The sequence below is a fragment of the Paraburkholderia sp. BR10937 genome (assembly GCF_040965695.1).
Taxonomy (GTDB): Bacteria; Pseudomonadota; Gammaproteobacteria; order Burkholderiales; family Burkholderiaceae; genus Paraburkholderia.
This window is the reverse complement of sequence record NZ_JBFRCL010000012.1, coordinates 30,652-46,107: the sequence shown is the minus strand read 5'-3', so window position 1 is coordinate 46,107 and position 15,456 is coordinate 30,652. Positions and strand designations below refer to the sequence as shown.

General features: G+C 63.7%; 12 protein-coding genes and 2 tRNA genes. 7 read left to right on the top strand and 7 right to left on the bottom strand.

The annotated features are described in order from the left end of the window. Positions 1-3 precede the first annotated feature (3 nt). The 3 genes from AB4Y44_RS12385 to AB4Y44_RS12375 form a co-directional block, all read right to left on the bottom strand. Positions 4-378, bottom strand: a complete 375-nt coding sequence (locus tag AB4Y44_RS12385; RefSeq protein ID WP_368699691.1) for a response regulator — start codon at positions 376-378, stop codon at positions 4-6. Between the two features lie 254 nt (positions 379-632). Then, complete coding sequence (locus AB4Y44_RS12380; RefSeq protein ID WP_368699690.1) at positions 633-1,940, bottom strand: MFS transporter; 1,308 nt, start codon at positions 1,938-1,940, stop codon at positions 633-635. Between the two features lie 28 nt (positions 1,941-1,968). Then, a complete protein-coding gene (locus AB4Y44_RS12375) occupies positions 1,969-2,199 on the bottom strand; it encodes a hypothetical protein (RefSeq protein WP_368699689.1) in 231 nt (76 codons plus the stop codon). A gap of 80 nt (positions 2,200-2,279) precedes the next feature. Between AB4Y44_RS12375 and AB4Y44_RS12370 the strand changes: the two genes are divergently transcribed. Beyond that, positions 2,280-7,472 (top strand): AAA family ATPase, encoded by a 5,193-nt coding sequence (locus AB4Y44_RS12370; RefSeq protein ID WP_368699688.1) that lies wholly within the window; start codon positions 2,280-2,282, stop codon positions 7,470-7,472. A gap of 39 nt (positions 7,473-7,511) precedes the next feature. On the opposite strand, the gene AB4Y44_RS12365 is transcribed toward AB4Y44_RS12370, so the two are convergent. Together AB4Y44_RS12365 and AB4Y44_RS12360 are read right to left on the bottom strand one after the other, a co-directional pair. Next, a tRNA-Gly gene (locus AB4Y44_RS12365) sits at positions 7,512-7,587 on the bottom strand. Positions 7,588-7,592: 5 nt separating this feature from the next. Next, positions 7,593-7,668: transfer RNA gene (locus AB4Y44_RS12360), tRNA-Asn, on the bottom strand. 245 nt (positions 7,669-7,913) lie between these two features. Here AB4Y44_RS12360 and AB4Y44_RS12355 point away from each other — a divergent pair. Further along, complete coding sequence (locus AB4Y44_RS12355; RefSeq protein WP_368699687.1) at positions 7,914-8,609, top strand: pyridoxamine 5'-phosphate oxidase family protein; 696 nt, start codon at positions 7,914-7,916, stop codon at positions 8,607-8,609. A gap of 16 nt (positions 8,610-8,625) precedes the next feature. On the opposite strand, the gene AB4Y44_RS12350 is transcribed toward AB4Y44_RS12355, so the two are convergent. Together AB4Y44_RS12350 and AB4Y44_RS12345 are read right to left on the bottom strand one after the other, a co-directional pair. Then, positions 8,626-9,837 (bottom strand): GNAT family N-acetyltransferase, encoded by a 1,212-nt coding sequence (locus AB4Y44_RS12350; RefSeq protein WP_368699686.1) that lies wholly within the window; start codon positions 9,835-9,837, stop codon positions 8,626-8,628. Between the two features lie 376 nt (positions 9,838-10,213). Further along, a complete protein-coding gene (locus AB4Y44_RS12345) occupies positions 10,214-10,873 on the bottom strand; it encodes a hypothetical protein (RefSeq protein ID WP_368699685.1) in 660 nt (219 codons plus the stop codon). Positions 10,874-11,107: 234 nt separating this feature from the next. Here AB4Y44_RS12345 and AB4Y44_RS12340 point away from each other — a divergent pair, with 234 nt between their 5' ends. The 5 genes from AB4Y44_RS12340 (at position 11,108) to AB4Y44_RS12320 (ending at position 15,418) form a co-directional block, all read left to right on the top strand. Continuing rightward, on the top strand, positions 11,108-11,941 hold the full coding sequence (locus AB4Y44_RS12340) for an ABC transporter substrate-binding protein (protein ID WP_342923413.1): 834 nt from the start codon (positions 11,108-11,110) through the stop codon (positions 11,939-11,941). A 16-nt stretch (positions 11,942-11,957) separates the two neighbouring features. Next, positions 11,958-12,689 (top strand): amino acid ABC transporter permease, encoded by a 732-nt coding sequence (locus tag AB4Y44_RS12335; RefSeq protein ID WP_342923354.1) that lies wholly within the window; start codon positions 11,958-11,960, stop codon positions 12,687-12,689. Then, positions 12,686-13,369: an amino acid ABC transporter permease gene (locus AB4Y44_RS12330; RefSeq protein ID WP_368699684.1), complete on the top strand. Its 684-nt coding sequence runs from the start codon at positions 12,686-12,688 to the stop codon at positions 13,367-13,369. Before AB4Y44_RS12335 ends, AB4Y44_RS12330 begins: the two co-directional genes overlap by 4 nt. A 182-nt stretch (positions 13,370-13,551) precedes the next feature. Beyond that, positions 13,552-14,847: an NAD(P)/FAD-dependent oxidoreductase gene (locus tag AB4Y44_RS12325; protein WP_368699683.1), complete on the top strand. Its 1,296-nt coding sequence runs from the start codon at positions 13,552-13,554 to the stop codon at positions 14,845-14,847. A gap of 13 nt (positions 14,848-14,860) precedes the next feature. Further along, positions 14,861-15,418, top strand: coding sequence for a helix-turn-helix domain-containing protein (locus tag AB4Y44_RS12320; RefSeq protein WP_368699682.1), 558 nt, complete (start codon positions 14,861-14,863; stop codon positions 15,416-15,418). The last annotated feature ends 38 nt before the right edge of the window (positions 15,419-15,456 follow it).

Below are 15,456 nucleotides of genomic sequence, written 5' to 3'. Positions count from 1 at the left end.
ACGTCAGCCGGCTGGGGCGACCGCCTGCCTGACGTGCATGGCCAGCGCCTGCGCGCTGACCGGTTTCGTGAGGAAGGCGCGCACGCCGATCGCCATGGCCCGCGCCTCGACTTCGGCGGTCGGATAGGCGGTGATCAGCACGAACGGCGCATCGATGCCCATGTCGAGCATGCCCTCGTACATTTGCAGGCCGGACATGCCCGGCATCTGGAGATCGGAGACGACGCATGCCGTGCGATGGTGCGCAAGCCATCGCAGGACGTCATGCCCCGATTCGAAGGTTTCGACTTCGTAGCCGAGCGAACGCAGCAAGCTGGCAAGTGCAAGCCCAACTGACTGATCGTCGTCGACCACACAGACGTGATGAGCGGCGGACACGCATGATCTCCTGAACAACAATGGCGCGCCGGAACAGAACGTCAGCGCGGGTCGACAGCGCTGATAGTAATGACGGAATTCGCCTGGCGGAATCATACGCTTGTATAGCGGGCGTGAATATTAACAACACCGGCAACCATGCATAAGCCGTCGGCGAGATCGATGCGCGTGCGAACGCTGCACGGCGCTCGCGATGGGCGTGCAGGTCGCGCAGGTTTCTAACGATTCATTTCGAATAATTTCGGAATGGAAAGTTATTTTTTCGCCATTTCAGACGTGCGGGGCAACGCGAGACTCGTCAATGCGCCGATGACGCTGAGCGCAGCCACATAGAGTTCGGGGGCAGACGGGTTCCATTTCAGCATCAGCGAAACGAAAACGGGCGTCAGGCCGCCGAATACCGCGTAGGCCACGTTGTACGAGAACGAGATGCCGGAAAAGCGCACGGCGGGCGGAAAGGCATTGACCATGGCCACGGGAATGGCCGCCACCGCGCCGACGAAGAAGCCCGACACGGCATAGAGCGGCAGCAGCGCGCCCGGATCGGCGGCGAGGTGCCGAAGCATGGCGAAGTACGAAGCGCCGAGTAGCAGGCAGCCAACGAAGATCGTGCGCCTCGTGCCGATGCGGCCGGCCAGCATGCCTGCAATCACGCAGCCGACGCACAGGCAGAGCGTCGCGGCCGAATTCGCCTGCAGCGCGGCGGCGGGGTCGATACGAAAACGTTTCGCCACGAGCGTGGGTGTCATGAGAATCACGACGACGATTGCCGCGGCGAGCGTGCACGTGAGCAGCATCGACACGATCACGGCGCGACCGTGCTCGCGCAGCACGGTCTTGAGCGGTACTTCGGTGGCGAGCGAGCGGCGCGCCTTCATTTCGACGAACACCGGTGTCTCGTCGAGCCAGCGGCGCAGGAAGGCCGAGAGAATGCCGAACAGGCCGCCGATCACAAACGGAATCCGCCATGCGTAGGCTGCGATTTCCGCATGCGAATAATGATGATTCACGCCCGAGGCGATCAGCGAGCCAAGCAGGATGCCGAACGTCAGCCCGCCGGTCAACAGGCCGCACGCGTAACCGACATGGCGCGGTGGCACGTGTTCGGAAACGAAGACCCATGCGCCGGGTACTTCACCGCCCACTGCTGCGCCTTGCAGCACGCGGCACACCAGCAGCAGGACGGGCGCGGCAATGCCGATGGCCCCGAACGTCGGCAGCAGGCCCATGAGGAGCGTGGGCAGCGCCATCAGCAACACGCTCAGCGTGAACATGCGCTTGCGGCCGACCAGATCGCCGAAATGCGCGAGGATCACGCCGCCGAGCGGCCGCGCGAGATAGCCTGCCGCGAAAATGCCGAAAGTCTGCAACTGGCGCAGCCAGTCGGGAATGGTGGGTGGAAAGAACAATTGGCCAATGGCGGCGGCGAAAAAGACGTAGATGACGAAATCATAGAATTCGAGTGCGCCGCCAAGCGCAGCCAGGGTGAGCGTGCGGTGATCGCTTGCCGCCAGTGGACGGTGCGGCACAAAGGGAATCTGAGGCGAATTGAGGGAATTCATCGGCGAGGCCAGACTGGGTTGAGGGAGGTCACGTTCGGTGCGCGCGGGCGTAATGGGCGATCGATGAACCGACCTCGGCGCCGATAACGTACCAGGCCATCAAAACACCTGACTCACTCCCGCTATTCCAGACGCAGGGCGAGCCATGCAGGGCGCGATTGGTTTTGTACAAAAAACTAAAGAAATGCATCAGATCATTCGGATATGATTTAGGAAAGAATTCACGAACAATCCTTTGACGCTCGAATTGAGCGCGCATTGCGAACGCCGTTACCGGTTGAATCCAATATGTCCGAATTTTTATTTTCCATGTCCAAAGCGAACAAAAGGAGGGAAAGCATGGTGGCGGACTGGAATAAGGCCGATTCTGCCGATCTGGCAACCCGCTTGATCGATGCGAAGCTGACGCTGTTGCGCGACGGCGCGGTGCAGCTTTATCGCGTGGAGAAACCGGGTTCGTCGGTGCTGGCCGCCATCCCGCTGTCGCCGGCGCCCGCGGCCGGGCTCGCCCAGCTGCGCCACGAATACGGCATTCGCGCCAGGCTCGAACATGGGTTCGCGCTACGGCCCATCCAGTTCGTGATCCACAACCAGAATCCCGCGATGCTGCTGCACGACCCGCGCGGGCAGATGTTGAACGGCCTCGTCGGCGCGGCCATGCCGCTCGAAGCGTTCATGCGCCACGCGGCGCGCATGGCGTTGGCGCTGGCGTCGGCGCATGCCGCGGGGCTCGTGCATGGTGCGCTGACACCTGCGAACTTCATGGTGCACAGCGAAGGGCGCCGCGCCTGGCTCACGGGTTTTCGCGCGCTGCGCGCCGTTCCGGACGCCGAAGCATTCGACAGCGACATGCTCGCGAACGTCGACCCGGAGCGCGTGCACTATGTGGCGCCGGAAGCGACAGGGCGACTGCGCCGTCCCGTCGACGCGCGCTCGGATCTGTATTCGCTCGGCTGCATCTTCTATCAGATGCTCACGGGCAGCGTGCTGTTCCCGGATCTCGCGCCGTCCGAAGAGATTCACGCGCATATCGCAAGACGCCCGCTGGATGGCAGCGCCGCCTCAGCCATTGCGCCGCAGCTTTTGCCGATCCTGTTGCGGCTGCTCGCGAAGGAGCCGCAGGAGCGCTACCAGGCCGCGACCGAGGTGGTCAAGGATCTGTTCGCCTTGCATGCTCCGGGGAGCGGGGACGATGCGCCTGCGCCAGCTGTCGCATTGGCGGCTGTGCACGGTGTCGATGGCGGCCCGCGCCGCTCGGACCTGCTGTTCGGCCGCGAACGCGAGATGAACCGGCTGCTGCAGGCGGTGCTCGATGCGTCGGTGGGCGAACCCACGCCGCTCGTGCTGGTGGAGGGCCCGGCCGGCATCGGCAAGACGGCGCTGGTTCAGCATTTGCGGCAGCGGCTCGCCGATACGCCGCATGAATTCGCCCAAGGCAAATGCGAACAGGCGGACGGCGCGAAGCCATATGCCAGTCTCGCCCGCGCGCTCCATTCGTTGCTGCGCAGTGCGCTGGGCTATCTGCCCGCAGATTTCGAGCAGCTTCAGCGGCGTATCGCCGACACGCTGGCGGACGAGGTCTCCATCGTCACGACGATTTTTCCGGAACTCGCGCGCATCGTCGGCGAGCGCGCGTACCGGCCGGCGGTATCGGCCCATGCGGAGCGCCCGCGCTTTCTCGACGCCATGACGCGTCTGCTGGGCACGTTTGCCGTACGCGGGCGGCCGCTGATTTTCTTCCTCGACGACCTGCAATGGGCCGACGAAGGCACGCTGGAAGTGCTCACGCATGCCGCGCGCAGTCTCGCCGGGCGGCACGTGCTGTTCGTGGGCGCGATGCGCGAGAACGAAGGCAACGGCATCGGTCCGCGCGGCGGCGCACTACGTGCAGAGGGGCTGTGGCAGAAACTGCCTTTGGGCCCGCTCTCGCACGACGATGTCGGCGCCTTGTTGACGGCCTTGCTGCCAGGCGCGGTCGATCAGTTCGATATGCTGAGCAATGCGATCTGGCGCTGCACCGGCGGCAATGCGCTCTTCACGATCGAGTTCGTGCGTGCGCTGATCGACGACGGCGTGCTTGCCTGCAGCGAGTCCACGCGGGCGTGGCAGGCCAGCGTTCCGGCTATCGAAGGGCGCATGCGCACGCCGAACCTGATCGAATTGATCTCGGGAAAGATCGGCACCTTGAGCGCCAACGCAAGGGCGGTGCTGCGCTGCCTTGCGTTGCTGGCGGAGCCGGCCGTGCTCAATACGATCGTGGCGGCCATGCGGCTCACTCGGGCGGAAGTCGAGGCAGGCCTGAGTGAAGCGGTGGACGCGCAGTTGCTCAATCTGAACGACGAGCTTTATGCGTTTGCGCACGACCGCGTGCGCGACGCGGTGTACAACGGATTGAGATTCGACGAGCGCGAAACGGGTCACCTGGAGATCGGCCGCGAATTGCTGGCGAGCCGCGAATACCAGGCGCAATCGATTAGCGTATTCGTCGTCGCGAATCAGTTGAACGAGGCGGTGTCCATCGTGACGGCGCCCGAGCAGCGCCATCAGTTCGCCATGATCAATCTCGAGGCCGCGCGCAGCGCCAAGGAGGCGACGGCCTACGCTTCGGCCATCTCCTATCTCTTGCATGCACGCACCTTTCTGCAAGGGAGTTCGGCGCCGGAAGCAGTTGGCGCGCTGATCGATCTGCGTTGGGGCGAGTGCGAGTTTCTGTGCATGGAGATCAATCCGGCGTTGCGCCGCCTGAACAGCGTGCGCGCCGGATTGCTCGACTTCAAGGACCGCGCCGCCCTGGCCCGCCTTCGTGCGGCGCTCTACGTGACGAACGACCAGCCCGATATTGCCGTGGCGGTCGGCCTGCGCTATCTCGCCGAAGAGGCCGAAGTCGTGCTGCCGCTCATGCCGACAGCGGAAGACGTCGATCGCGAATACGCGCGGTTCCGCCAGTTGTTTGCGGGACGCAGCATCGATGCGCTGGTCGGTCTGCCGATGTTGCAGGACGAGGGCATGCGCAATGCGATGGACGTGCTCGCCGACCTGATTCCGGCGGCGCTCTTCACGAGCCAGCGCCTCGTCGAACTGCTCATTCTGCGCATGACGAACATGGGGTTGCAGCATGGCCATTCCGACGCGTCGTGTTACGCCTATGTTTGCCTGAGCTGCGTGGTCGGGGCGCGCTACAGCGATTACGCGACCGTTGCGCGATTCGGCGAACTGGCGATGCGCTTGCCGGCGGAACGCGGCATCGCGCAATATCAGGGGCGGGTGCAGATGTGCTACGGCACGGTCAACCTGCCCTGGACCGGGGTGGCGTCGTCGGCGCGACGCCATATCGAGGAATCGATACGGCGCACCGCGGAGGAAGGGGACATCACGTTCTCGGTCTATGCGCGGCGCAACCTGGCGGCGAACCTGATCTTCGCGGGCGTCGCGCTTTCCGATGTGCAGCAGTGCGTGGAAGACGCGATCAAGGTGGCGCGCCAGGCAGGATTTTCGCTGATCATCGACGCCGTGCTCGCCCAGGCGTGGCTGATTCGCGCCATGCGCGGCGTGCCCGTCGACGTGGGGGTGGAAGACCCGAACGCCGATTACATGGCGTTGCTAAAGGAGTGTTTGAGCAGAGCGTCGAACCGCGACCTCGCGGCCTTCTCGTTCTGGACTTACCAGCTTCAGACCGCCTATCTGTTCGGACATTATTCGACGGCGTTGCGCGCCGAGGATGAAGCGAGCCGCACGGCCTGGTCGTCGCCAGCGTTCATCGAAATGGTGGATTTCATCTTCTACCGCGCACTGCTGCGGCTCGCGCTGAGCCGCCAGTCGACAGGGCAGGCGCGCGACGCGCATCTGCAGGTCGTGCACGAACAATTGGTGGTGCTTGACGTATGGGCGGACGCATCGCCCGATAACTTCCGCTCGCGCGAGCGGCTGGTGCGGGCCGAACTGGCGTTCACGCTGGCAGACGCGGCGCGCGCGCAAGGGCTGTACGAGGAAGCGATCGCGCTTGCCGAGGAAACGCGGGCCTTCCATCTTCAAGGCCTCGCCAGGGAGCTGGCCGCGCGCTTTTGCGCTCATCAGGGCTGGCATGCGGCGGAGCAAGGCTACCTCGTGCAGGCGCGCAGCGCTTACGCCTGCTGGGGCGCCGATGCGAAGGTCAGGCAGCTCGAAGACGAATTCCCTTCGCTGGGCGTGGCGCGGGCCGCGTTGCCTCGTGCTGCGGGCCTGATGCTCGGCGGCACCGAGCATCAGTTCGACGTGGACGCGGTGATCCGCGCGGCGCAGGCCCTGTCGGGTGAAATCGCGCTGCCGCAACTGATTCAGGTCTTGCTGGACATCGCGCTTCAATACGCCGGTGCCGACCGCGTCGTGCTGTGTCTGCTCGACCAGGGGATGCTCAATGTCGTCGCGCAAGCCACGTTCGGCAATGGCGCGGTGGAAGTGGACTTCGAGCGCACGACCGCGCTATCGGACATCCTGCCCGCCTCCATCGCGTACACGACGCTTCGCACCAAGGAGTCGGTCCTGCTGGACGACGCACTGGCCGACTCGCACTATGGCACCGACGCGTACGTCAGGTCGCACCGCTCGCGCTCGATCATGTGCGTGCCGCTGATCAAGCAAGGTGAGCTCACGGGCTTGCTTTATCTGGAAAACGGCCAGATTTCGGGCACGTTTACGCTGGCGCGCTTGCGCATTCTCGAAGTGCTCGCCTCGCAGGCGGCCATCTCGCTCGAAAACGCGAAGCTTTACCAGAATATCGAGTCCGAGCACGAACGGCGCGCGGCGGCGGAACGGCATCTTCGCGACACGCAAGGCAAGCTGGACCGCGCCGCGAATCTCATGGCGCTCGGCGAGCTGGTTGCGTTCATCGTTCACGAAGTCAGTCAGCCGGTCAGTGCGATCGGCATGAGTTCGATCGCCGCCATGCAGTGGCTTCGGCGCGATGTGCCCAATCTGGGCGAGGCGATCGAAATGCTCGAACAGATTTCCACGAGCAGCCAGCGCGCGGCCAATATCGTCGAGAGCATCCGGGCGATGGTCAGAAAGTCGCCGCCGAAGATCGGGCCCATGGATATCCATGAAGCGATCCGCGAAGTCGTGGGGCTGCTGCGCGAGCAGATACACAGCGGCGGTGTGCGCGTGACCGGCAACTTCGCGGCACAGCCGCTGCGCATCGAAGGCGACCGCATCCTGCTTCAGCAGGTGATCATGAACTTGATATTGAATGCGCTCGAAGCGATGAGCAAGACGTCAGGACGCGAAAGGCAGATCGAGATCCAGACGTCCGGCGATGCGCACGCCGCGCTGTGGGTGTCGGTCACCGACACGGGCCCAGGTATCGCCGCGAAGGTCGTGCGCCATCTGTTCGACTCGCTCGCGACGACCAAAGACGCGGGCATGGGGATGGGACTGTCGATCTGCAAGTCGATCGTCGAGGCGCACGGCGGACAGATCGAAGCGGCTTCGCTGGAGGGGAAAGGGGCGTGCTTCCGGTTTTCGCTGCCTCAAGGCAGAGGCAGGGGCAGGCACGATTAGACGCTGTGCCGATCGCAGGCGGATGGCCTGCCTGGGTGCTGGAGCGGGAGACGAGTCTCGAACTCGCGACCTCAACCTTGGCAAGGTTGCGCTCTACCAACTGAGCTACTCCCGCATGTCTGGCTCCCCGACCTGGGCTCGAACCAGGGACCTACGGATTAACAGTCCGGCGCTCTACCGACTGAGCTATCGGGGAATCAAGGAGGCCGGATTGTACAGGAGATTTTTTTATCCTGCAGCTTTTTCCTGACAAATCTCGACGAGGCGTATTAGGGAGGATTGGGTTGGGAATTTAACGGTTTACGATGTATTACCAACGATCAATCGGTCCCCGGTCATCCCGTGGCTCCATCACTCAAGGCAAGTCTGGATCTACCCATGGGGCCACGCCTTGTCTATCGTAGGCGGCATCTCAACCCGAACCGTAGAGGAAGCAAAACGATGTCCTTCGCCGATGCCGTCAACGAACCCGCCGCCGACACCAGCGCGGCGCCTTCGCAACGCACGCGCGTGCGCCGGGTCGCGCAGCGCGCGCACTACGACGCGGCGACGCTGCACGCGATTCTTGACGAAGCCTACGTCTGCCACGTCGCCTTCGCCGACGAGCACGGCGTGCATTGCATCCCTACCGCATGCTGGCGCGAAGACGATCATCTCTACATTCACGGTTCGAACGGCAGCCGCATGCTGCGCCTCGCCGCCGACGGCGCCCAGGTGTGCGTGACCGTTACGCATCTCGACGGCCTCGTGCTCGCGCGCTCGGCGTTCAATCATTCGATGAACTATCGTTCCGCCGTGATCTACGGCGTGTTCGAGGTGGTGACAGACGAACACAAGGCAGCCGTGCTCGATGCCTTCATGGAGCACATCGCGCCAGGCCGCCGGCATGAAGTGCGTGCGGGCAACCGCAAGGAACTGGCGGCGACCACGGTCATGCGCATTGCGCTCGCGGAATCCGTGACGAAGATCCGCACAGGCGGCCCGAAGGACGACGAGGAGGACATGGATCGTCCCGTCTGGGCAGGCGTGCTGCCGATGACGCTCGCACCGCTGCCGCCCGTGGCCGATACCGCAACGCCGCAGCAGCGCGAGGCTCCGGCTTACGTGAAGACCTGGTCAAAACGGCACGAAGGCTGACCACGGACTGCGGCGTTCACCGCGCCGACGTGAGGGAGTGCAGCTTCGCGCGCAGCGGGTCGATGGCAAACTCGCGCGCTCTGCGCAATACGCGCCGAAGCTGCTCCGCGGCGAGGGGAATTTCAATGAGCCTGCCGCGCCAGGTGAGTACGACGAAATGCGACTCGTACCAGCTTTTATGATTTGACCAACGCTCCTTGTAGCTCGAGAAGTATGGGCGGAAGTCGAAATCACGGCCGTTCGCGAGCGCCCATCGCGCCATGCTGTCGACCAGCAGGTTGCCGACGGAGCGGGCGGCGTAGGCCTCGTCATACGTCGTGATGAAATACTCCAGTCTGCGCGGCCCGGTCAGATTGACGGATGCCGCGATCGGAACGCCGTCCAGTTTGACGAACGAGACCAATGGAGTCGTGACGAGATCGGTCCGTCCGGCGAGTTCGATGAAGAAGTCGCGCACGTCGTCATTCATCAGATAAGGGGCGTCGAGGCCGCGAGAGAGCACCCAGTTACGCTTGGTCGCAAAGAGCCACGTAAGTACCGCTCGGGCGTCGTCGACGTCCTTGCACCAGCCGTATTCAACTGCGCCGTCCTCCGAAAGCCGCCTTGCGAGACGTCGCAATGGGCGCCGTAGCGAGTCGGGCCTCGTGGCGATGAAGGCGTCGAAGCTGGGGAACCGCGACAGTTCCATGGAGTACCCGGACAGCAGGCGCCAACGCTCCGGCAGCGCGCGCAAGACCCACGACAGAGGCGCACGCGAGAGCGACTCGTGAAGCGGGCCGTTGCATTCGACGAAGCGTATCTCCAGCACGTCGGCGTCGACGCTGCGCAACGCATCGACGGCGGCGTCATGGAAGCGCCTGTCGCCTCGGTCGGAAACGAGCGGGCCGCCATATTCCTCGTTGCTGCCGCAGCCGAGTGCGCGCGCGACCCGGTATGCGCCTTCGCGCGCAATGCACAGCGGCCAGAGCGCGACGAGCGCGGCGCCGTCGTAGACCAGCGCGACATTGACCGCCGCGCCGCGCGCAAATGCCCTGGCCGCCGCAAGTTCGCAGTAGGTAAACTCGAGTGTCGCCGGGCACGCCGTGCAGACGGCTTCCCAGCAAGGGCGCAGTTTCAGGAAGTCCGCGTGCGTGCTGCATACGCGGATCTCGTGGCGAAGACTCCCCGTGGTCGCGCGGGCGGCGACGTCGGGAAGGAAAGCAGTCTCGGTCGGTGAGTTTCGCATCATATTGTCCCGGTAGTCCGATTCGGCGGAGCTTTACAATCTCACATTTTCCTTGTCGCTATGGACTCCGAACGAGATGCGTATGAACGTCGGAGGCATATCCATATGATCCATCGAAATAACTCGCACAGCGCGCGAAAGTATTCCGATTGCTTGAAATTGGCGGTGGACGACTAATGCCTGGTGGAAGCGTGGCAGGAAGAATACGGACTTGCGGTAAAACGCACCGCACCATCGCATGAATGCGTTTGGCCTTCGGCATGAGTTGCCGCTCGATTAGTCCGTTGAATGATCAACTACGTGGAGATCCGACCGACGACGAACACGGCGATTGCCGAGCCCGTAAAATTTGATCGCGAACGGTCGCATTCAATCCTGGTCAGGCGATGGCGGACCAGAGCATGCTGGCAATTGCGACGAGGTAGAACACAGCCGTGATGATTGCCGCCACGCGGAGTGGCCGGCCGACTGCCGAACTGCTGGTGATAACGACCAGGCTTATCCCGATGCCGATCAGGGCGAGCACGAAGAGTCGCGGCAGCAGACTAAAGCCGTCCAGCCCAACCTTGAAGATCGACCAGCCCAGGGCGGCGGCGAACATGCCGAAATACCACCATAGTCCCGCTGAGCGGTTCCATAGCATGAGGATGCCAGCGCCGATCAGCGCAACGCCGGCAACGAAGTAGTAAGGCGCGTGGCCCATCCAGGGTATCCACCCACCCAGCACTGCGAACGCCGCGCCGACGAGGATGATCCATTCTGCGGTCTCGGCAGGAGACGTCCAGCGGCGGTAAGACATACAAGCCCCCCTAATGCAGACAAACCGGGCTTCGCAGCGAGCCATGCTGAAGTCCTGAAACTGACTCATCGACGCATCGATGAAGAACTCAAAGCAAAGTCCCACGTTGATGCTAAGCAGCCGATGTGCCCAGGTCAAGGGTGATAACCCCTTGAATTTGTAAGAACTTAAGAACCTATTCGCATTCAATTTTTTCGCCCGAAAGAAATGCATGTCGATGGCATTCGCGATAGTCGACATTACCGGCTCAATGGATTTTCCCGGCAAGAGTTGCAGCGCGAGGCTATATGCAGAAAAGCGTGCGTCAACATTACTTGCAACATGCCGCGGGCCCTTGGCCGATATCGCCAGCCATGCTTTCGATCTGAAAAATACTTGGTTCGTTCGCACCCGTCGTGCAGATAGGCTGCGTACTTCGCCGGCGCACAGGTTCAGCGGCAGCGCAAGGGCAACGAGAAAAAAGGAAAACCGATAATGAAAAGCAGCATCTGGGGCGCAGTGCCAGGCGCACTGTTGACGGCACTTCTGGTGTTGGCATCGACGTCCGCGCAGGCGGATCGTCTGGACGACATCAAGCGGGCGGGCGTGTTGCGCGTCGCTGCATTCGACAGCAATCCGCCGTTCGGTTTCGTCGATCCGCAAGACAATCAGATCGTTGGGCTCGACGTGGACTATGCGCGCGCCGTCGCCAAAAGCCTGGGTGTGAAGCTCGAAGTTCAACCCACCAATCCCGCCAATCGCATCGCCTTTCTGAAGTCGGGAAAAGTCGATCTGGTATTCGCCAACTTTACGATTACCGACGATCGCAGGAAGGAAGTGGATTTCAGCACGCCGTACTTCGCCTCGGGCACCCAGTTCATTGCGAAGAAGGGCGTGCTGAAGTCTTCGGAACAGCTCAATGGCCTGCGTATCGGCGCGGACAAAGGCACGACCAACGAGCAGCAGGTGCGGGCGAAATTCCCGGGTGCAACCATCGTCGCTTACGATGACACGCCTTTCGCCTTCGCTGCGCTGCGCACGGGCAACGTGCAGGCCATCACGCAGGACGGCCCGAAGCTCGTCGCGCTGCTGGCACGCGCGCCGGACAAGGCGGCCTACGAGATTTCCCCGTTCACGATCTCGAACGACTACGAAGGCGTTGGCGTGCCAAAAGGCGAGACGCGTCTGCTCGATGCGGTGAACAGCACGCTGACGCACCTGGAAAGCGACGGCGAGGCCGCGCAGATCTACGACAAGTGGTTCGGCCCGAAGAGTGCCGCGCCGCTGCCCCGTCTCTTCAAGATCGGCGACCCGCAAAAGAACAGTTGAGCGCGGCGCCCGATTCATGCATAACTGGCTTGAACCGAAGTATCTCGCGTGGCTCGAACAAGGTTTCTTCGTCACGCTGATGCTCTCTGCCTGCGCGGCGTCATGTGCGACGCCGCTGGGCTTTCTGCTGGCGGTTGCGCGCACGGCCCGCACTCGCGCGATTGCGCGCGCTGCGGGACTCTACGTGTTCGTCTTCCGCAATTCTCCACTGCTCGTTCAATTGCTGTTCTGGTACTTCGGCGTTGCAGCCGTGCTGCCGTCCGGCTGGATGACCTGGCTTAACACGCCGCACGTGGCGACGCTTGGGCCGCTCACGCTGCGCTGGCCGAGCTTCGAACTGTTCGCCGGCTGGGTCGGATTGACCTGCTACACCACGGCGTTCATCGGCGAAGAGTTTCTGGCCGGCTTGCGCGGCGTGAACCACGCGCAGTGGCAGGCGGCCGCGGCGCTTGGCATGCGCCGGTACGCAACCCTGCGCTACGTGATCCTGCCGCAAGCGTTGCGCATCGCCACGCCGCCGCTCGCTGGCCAATACATGAACGTGATCAAGAACTCGTCGCTGACGATGGCGATAGGCGTGGGCGAACTGTCGTACATGTCGCGGCAGGTCGATACCGAAAGCTTCAGGACCTTCCAGGCATTCGGCACTGCGACCGTATTCTATGTGCTGGCCATCGCGGTCATCGAGGTCGCGCTGGTGCTCTGGCAACGCGCCGGCCTGCACGGTTTGCAGCGAGGCCGTGCGTGAACGGGTTCGCGTGGTTTGCTGCTTTGCGTTATTTGCTGATCGGCGCGTTTCCGGCGGGGCCGCTGGGAGGCGTTGCGCTGACGATCGCGCTCTCGGTGGTGTCGGCGCTGCTCGCGGCCCTGACCGGATTCGCGCTGGGTGTCGCGCTCGCCATGACTCGCGGCGTCGTGCGTCTCGCGCTGACCGCGGCGGTGGCGTTCTTTCGCGCGATACCCGTGCTGATGCTGATTTTCTGGACCTTCTTCCTGATGCCGATCCTGCTGCACATCGACGTTCCTGGTCTTGCGACCGTCGTGTGCGCGCTGGCGCTGATCGGCGGCGCGTATCTGTCGCATTCGGTCTATGCGGGCATCACGTCGATCAGCGAAGGGCAGCGGCAAGCAGCGCTTTCGCTGGGCTTGACGCGCTGGCAGGCATTACGCGAAGTCATCCTGCCGCAAGCCGTGCGGGTGATGATGCCGTCGTTCGTCAACCAGTGGGTGGCGTTGATCAAGGATACGTCGCTCGCCTATATCGTCGGCGTGCCGGAATTCACGTTCCTCGCCAATCAGCTCAATAACCGTCTGCTGGTGTACCCGGCGCAAATCTTCCTGTTCGTCGGGCTCGTCTATCTGCTGCTGTGCGGTGCGTTGCAGTGGATCGCCAATGCGCTGCTCACGCGACGTGAGCCGGGCTTCTAACCAATTGATGAGGATGACGATATAACCGCGAACACCGGCCTGCCCGGGCCGTACCTGCCCGGCGTGAGCCCGGCTAGGCGGAGTCCGGGAGTGTCGCCACCGGGAATATGCCGATTTGCGCACATGAAATTATCGTGCTAGTTTTTCATGAAATTTAACATGAAAAATTTCACGGACACGTCATGTTCGCCGAATCGACTCGTCATATCGAGAGCTATTACGCCCGTCACTACGCCCAGCGCGGCGCGCTGCCCGAGCGCCCCGCGCTGGCGGGCGATTACCACGCAGACGTGCTGGTCGTGGGCGCGGGCTTCAGCGGTCTGCACACGGCGTTGCGGCTCGCGTTGGCCGGCCGGCGCGTCGCGGTCGTCGAGGCGAGCCGCGTGGCGTGGGCCGCCTCGGGGCGCAACGGCGGTCAGGCGCTGCCCGGCTGGTCGTGCGACATGCCGCCGTTCGAGCAGGCGCTGGGTCTGGCGGGCGCGCGCGAGTTGTGGGACAGCATGCGCTGGGCCGCCGCCGAGGTGCGCGAGTTGCCCGCGCGGCACGGCTTCGACATCGACTACCGGCCAGGCAGCCTGTGGGCGGCGGTGCGGCGCTCGCGTGTCGCCATGCTCGAAGCCGCGCGCGACGAGGCCGCGCAGAAGTGGGGCTACGATCGCCTGCGCGTCATCAGCGAGCCGGAGATGCCGGAGTGGATCGGCAGCCGCCGTTATCGCGCGGCGCTCTACGATCCCGAGGCGGGGCATCTCGATCCGCTCAAGCTGGCGCTCGGCCTCGCCGACGCCATCGAGCGCGCGGGCGGCGCCATCTTCGAGCAAAGCCGCGTGCTCGCCTATCGCGAAGCGCCGGGGGGCTACGTGGCGAGCACGCGGGAAGGCACGGTGCGCGCCGGCACGCTGGTGCTCGCCTGCAATGCCTACATCGACCGGCTCGATCGCGAGCTGGCGGGCCGCGTGCTGCCCGTGGGCACCTGGCAGATTGCCACGCGCAGGCTCGACCCTGCGCTTGCCCGCTCGCTGCTGCCGCGCAACAGTTGCGTGATCGACAATCAGTTCGTGCCGGACTACTTTCGCCTGAGCCCGGACGATCGCCTGCTTTTTGGCGGCGCGTGCACGTATCTCGGCGGCATCCCGAAGGACATCGGCGCCGCGATCCGGCCGAATCTCGAGCGTGCGTTTGCGCAGTTACGCGGCATCGAATTCGAATACGCGTGGGGCGGTCATATCGACATCAGCATCCGCCGCACGCCCGACGTCGGTCACGCACGCGATCGCTACTGGCTGCAGGGCTTTTCGGGGCACGGCATCCTGCCGACGCTCGCGGCGGCGCGTGCCGTTGCCGACGCCATCCTCGGCGAGCCGCACTTGCTCTCGCTCTATGAGCGCATTCATAGTCCGCGCTTTCCGGGCGGCGAACGCTTCGCGGCGCCGCTCGAGGCGCTCGGCAAGCTGTGGTATCGCCTGCGCGATGTCGTGTGACAGAGAGAACCGCATGGACCAGCAGGACGAAATCGAAGGCCTCGCGATCCTCATTCGCGATCTGCGCAAGCACAAGAAGGTGACGCTGGCCGAACTCGCGCAAAAGATCGGCCGCTCGGTGGGCTTTCTTTCTCAGGTCGAGCGGGGGCTTTCGCGGCCCACGGTGGCGGATCTCACGGCCATCGGCGAAGCGCTGCAAACGCCCACCACGTACTTCTATAGCGTGAGCATGCCGCGCGAGCTGCCGTGGGTCACCCGGCCTGGCGAGCGGCGCACGCTCTACTATGGAGGCGGCATTACGGACGTGCTCGTTTCGCCCAGCATGTCGTCGGGTTTCTCGATGCTGGAGAGCCGGCTCGAACCCGGCGCGACGAGCGGCGAGCGCCCCGTGGACGACAGCGACGAGCAGGGCGGTTTCGTGCTCGAAGGCGAGTTGACGGTCTGGGTAGAGGGCAGCAACGAGCCCGTGACGCTGCGGGCCAACGACAGCTTCCAGTTGCCGGCGCGTTGCCGCTTTCGCTACGCCAATCTCGCCGACGCGCCCGCGCGCGTGCTATGGGTTTTCACCTGAGCCCCGGTAATCAGCATCACTGATCAATCCGTTGGCTG

Excerpts from the sequence above, each read along its gene's own strand:
- AB4Y44_RS12380 (WP_368699690.1), bottom strand. The coding sequence starts at position 1,940 with ATGAATTCCCTCAATTCGCCTCAGATTCCCTTTGTGCCGCACCGTCCA.
- AB4Y44_RS12375 (WP_368699689.1), bottom strand. The coding sequence starts at position 2,199 with ATGCGCGCTCAATTCGAGCGTCAAAGGATTGTTCGTGAATTCTTTCCT.
- AB4Y44_RS12370 (WP_368699688.1), top strand. The coding sequence starts at position 2,280 with ATGGTGGCGGACTGGAATAAGGCCGATTCTGCCGATCTGGCAACCCGC.
- AB4Y44_RS12355 (WP_368699687.1), top strand. The coding sequence starts at position 7,914 with ATGTCCTTCGCCGATGCCGTCAACGAACCCGCCGCCGACACCAGCGCG.
- AB4Y44_RS12350 (WP_368699686.1), bottom strand. The coding sequence starts at position 9,837 with ATGATGCGAAACTCACCGACCGAGACTGCTTTCCTTCCCGACGTCGCC.
- AB4Y44_RS12345 (WP_368699685.1), bottom strand. The coding sequence starts at position 10,873 with ATGTCGACTATCGCGAATGCCATCGACATGCATTTCTTTCGGGCGAAA.
- AB4Y44_RS12340 (WP_342923413.1), top strand. The coding sequence starts at position 11,108 with ATGAAAAGCAGCATCTGGGGCGCAGTGCCAGGCGCACTGTTGACGGCA.
- AB4Y44_RS12335 (WP_342923354.1), top strand. The coding sequence starts at position 11,958 with ATGCATAACTGGCTTGAACCGAAGTATCTCGCGTGGCTCGAACAAGGT.
- AB4Y44_RS12325 (WP_368699683.1), top strand. The coding sequence starts at position 13,552 with ATGTTCGCCGAATCGACTCGTCATATCGAGAGCTATTACGCCCGTCAC.
- AB4Y44_RS12320 (WP_368699682.1), top strand. The coding sequence starts at position 14,861 with ATGGACCAGCAGGACGAAATCGAAGGCCTCGCGATCCTCATTCGCGAT.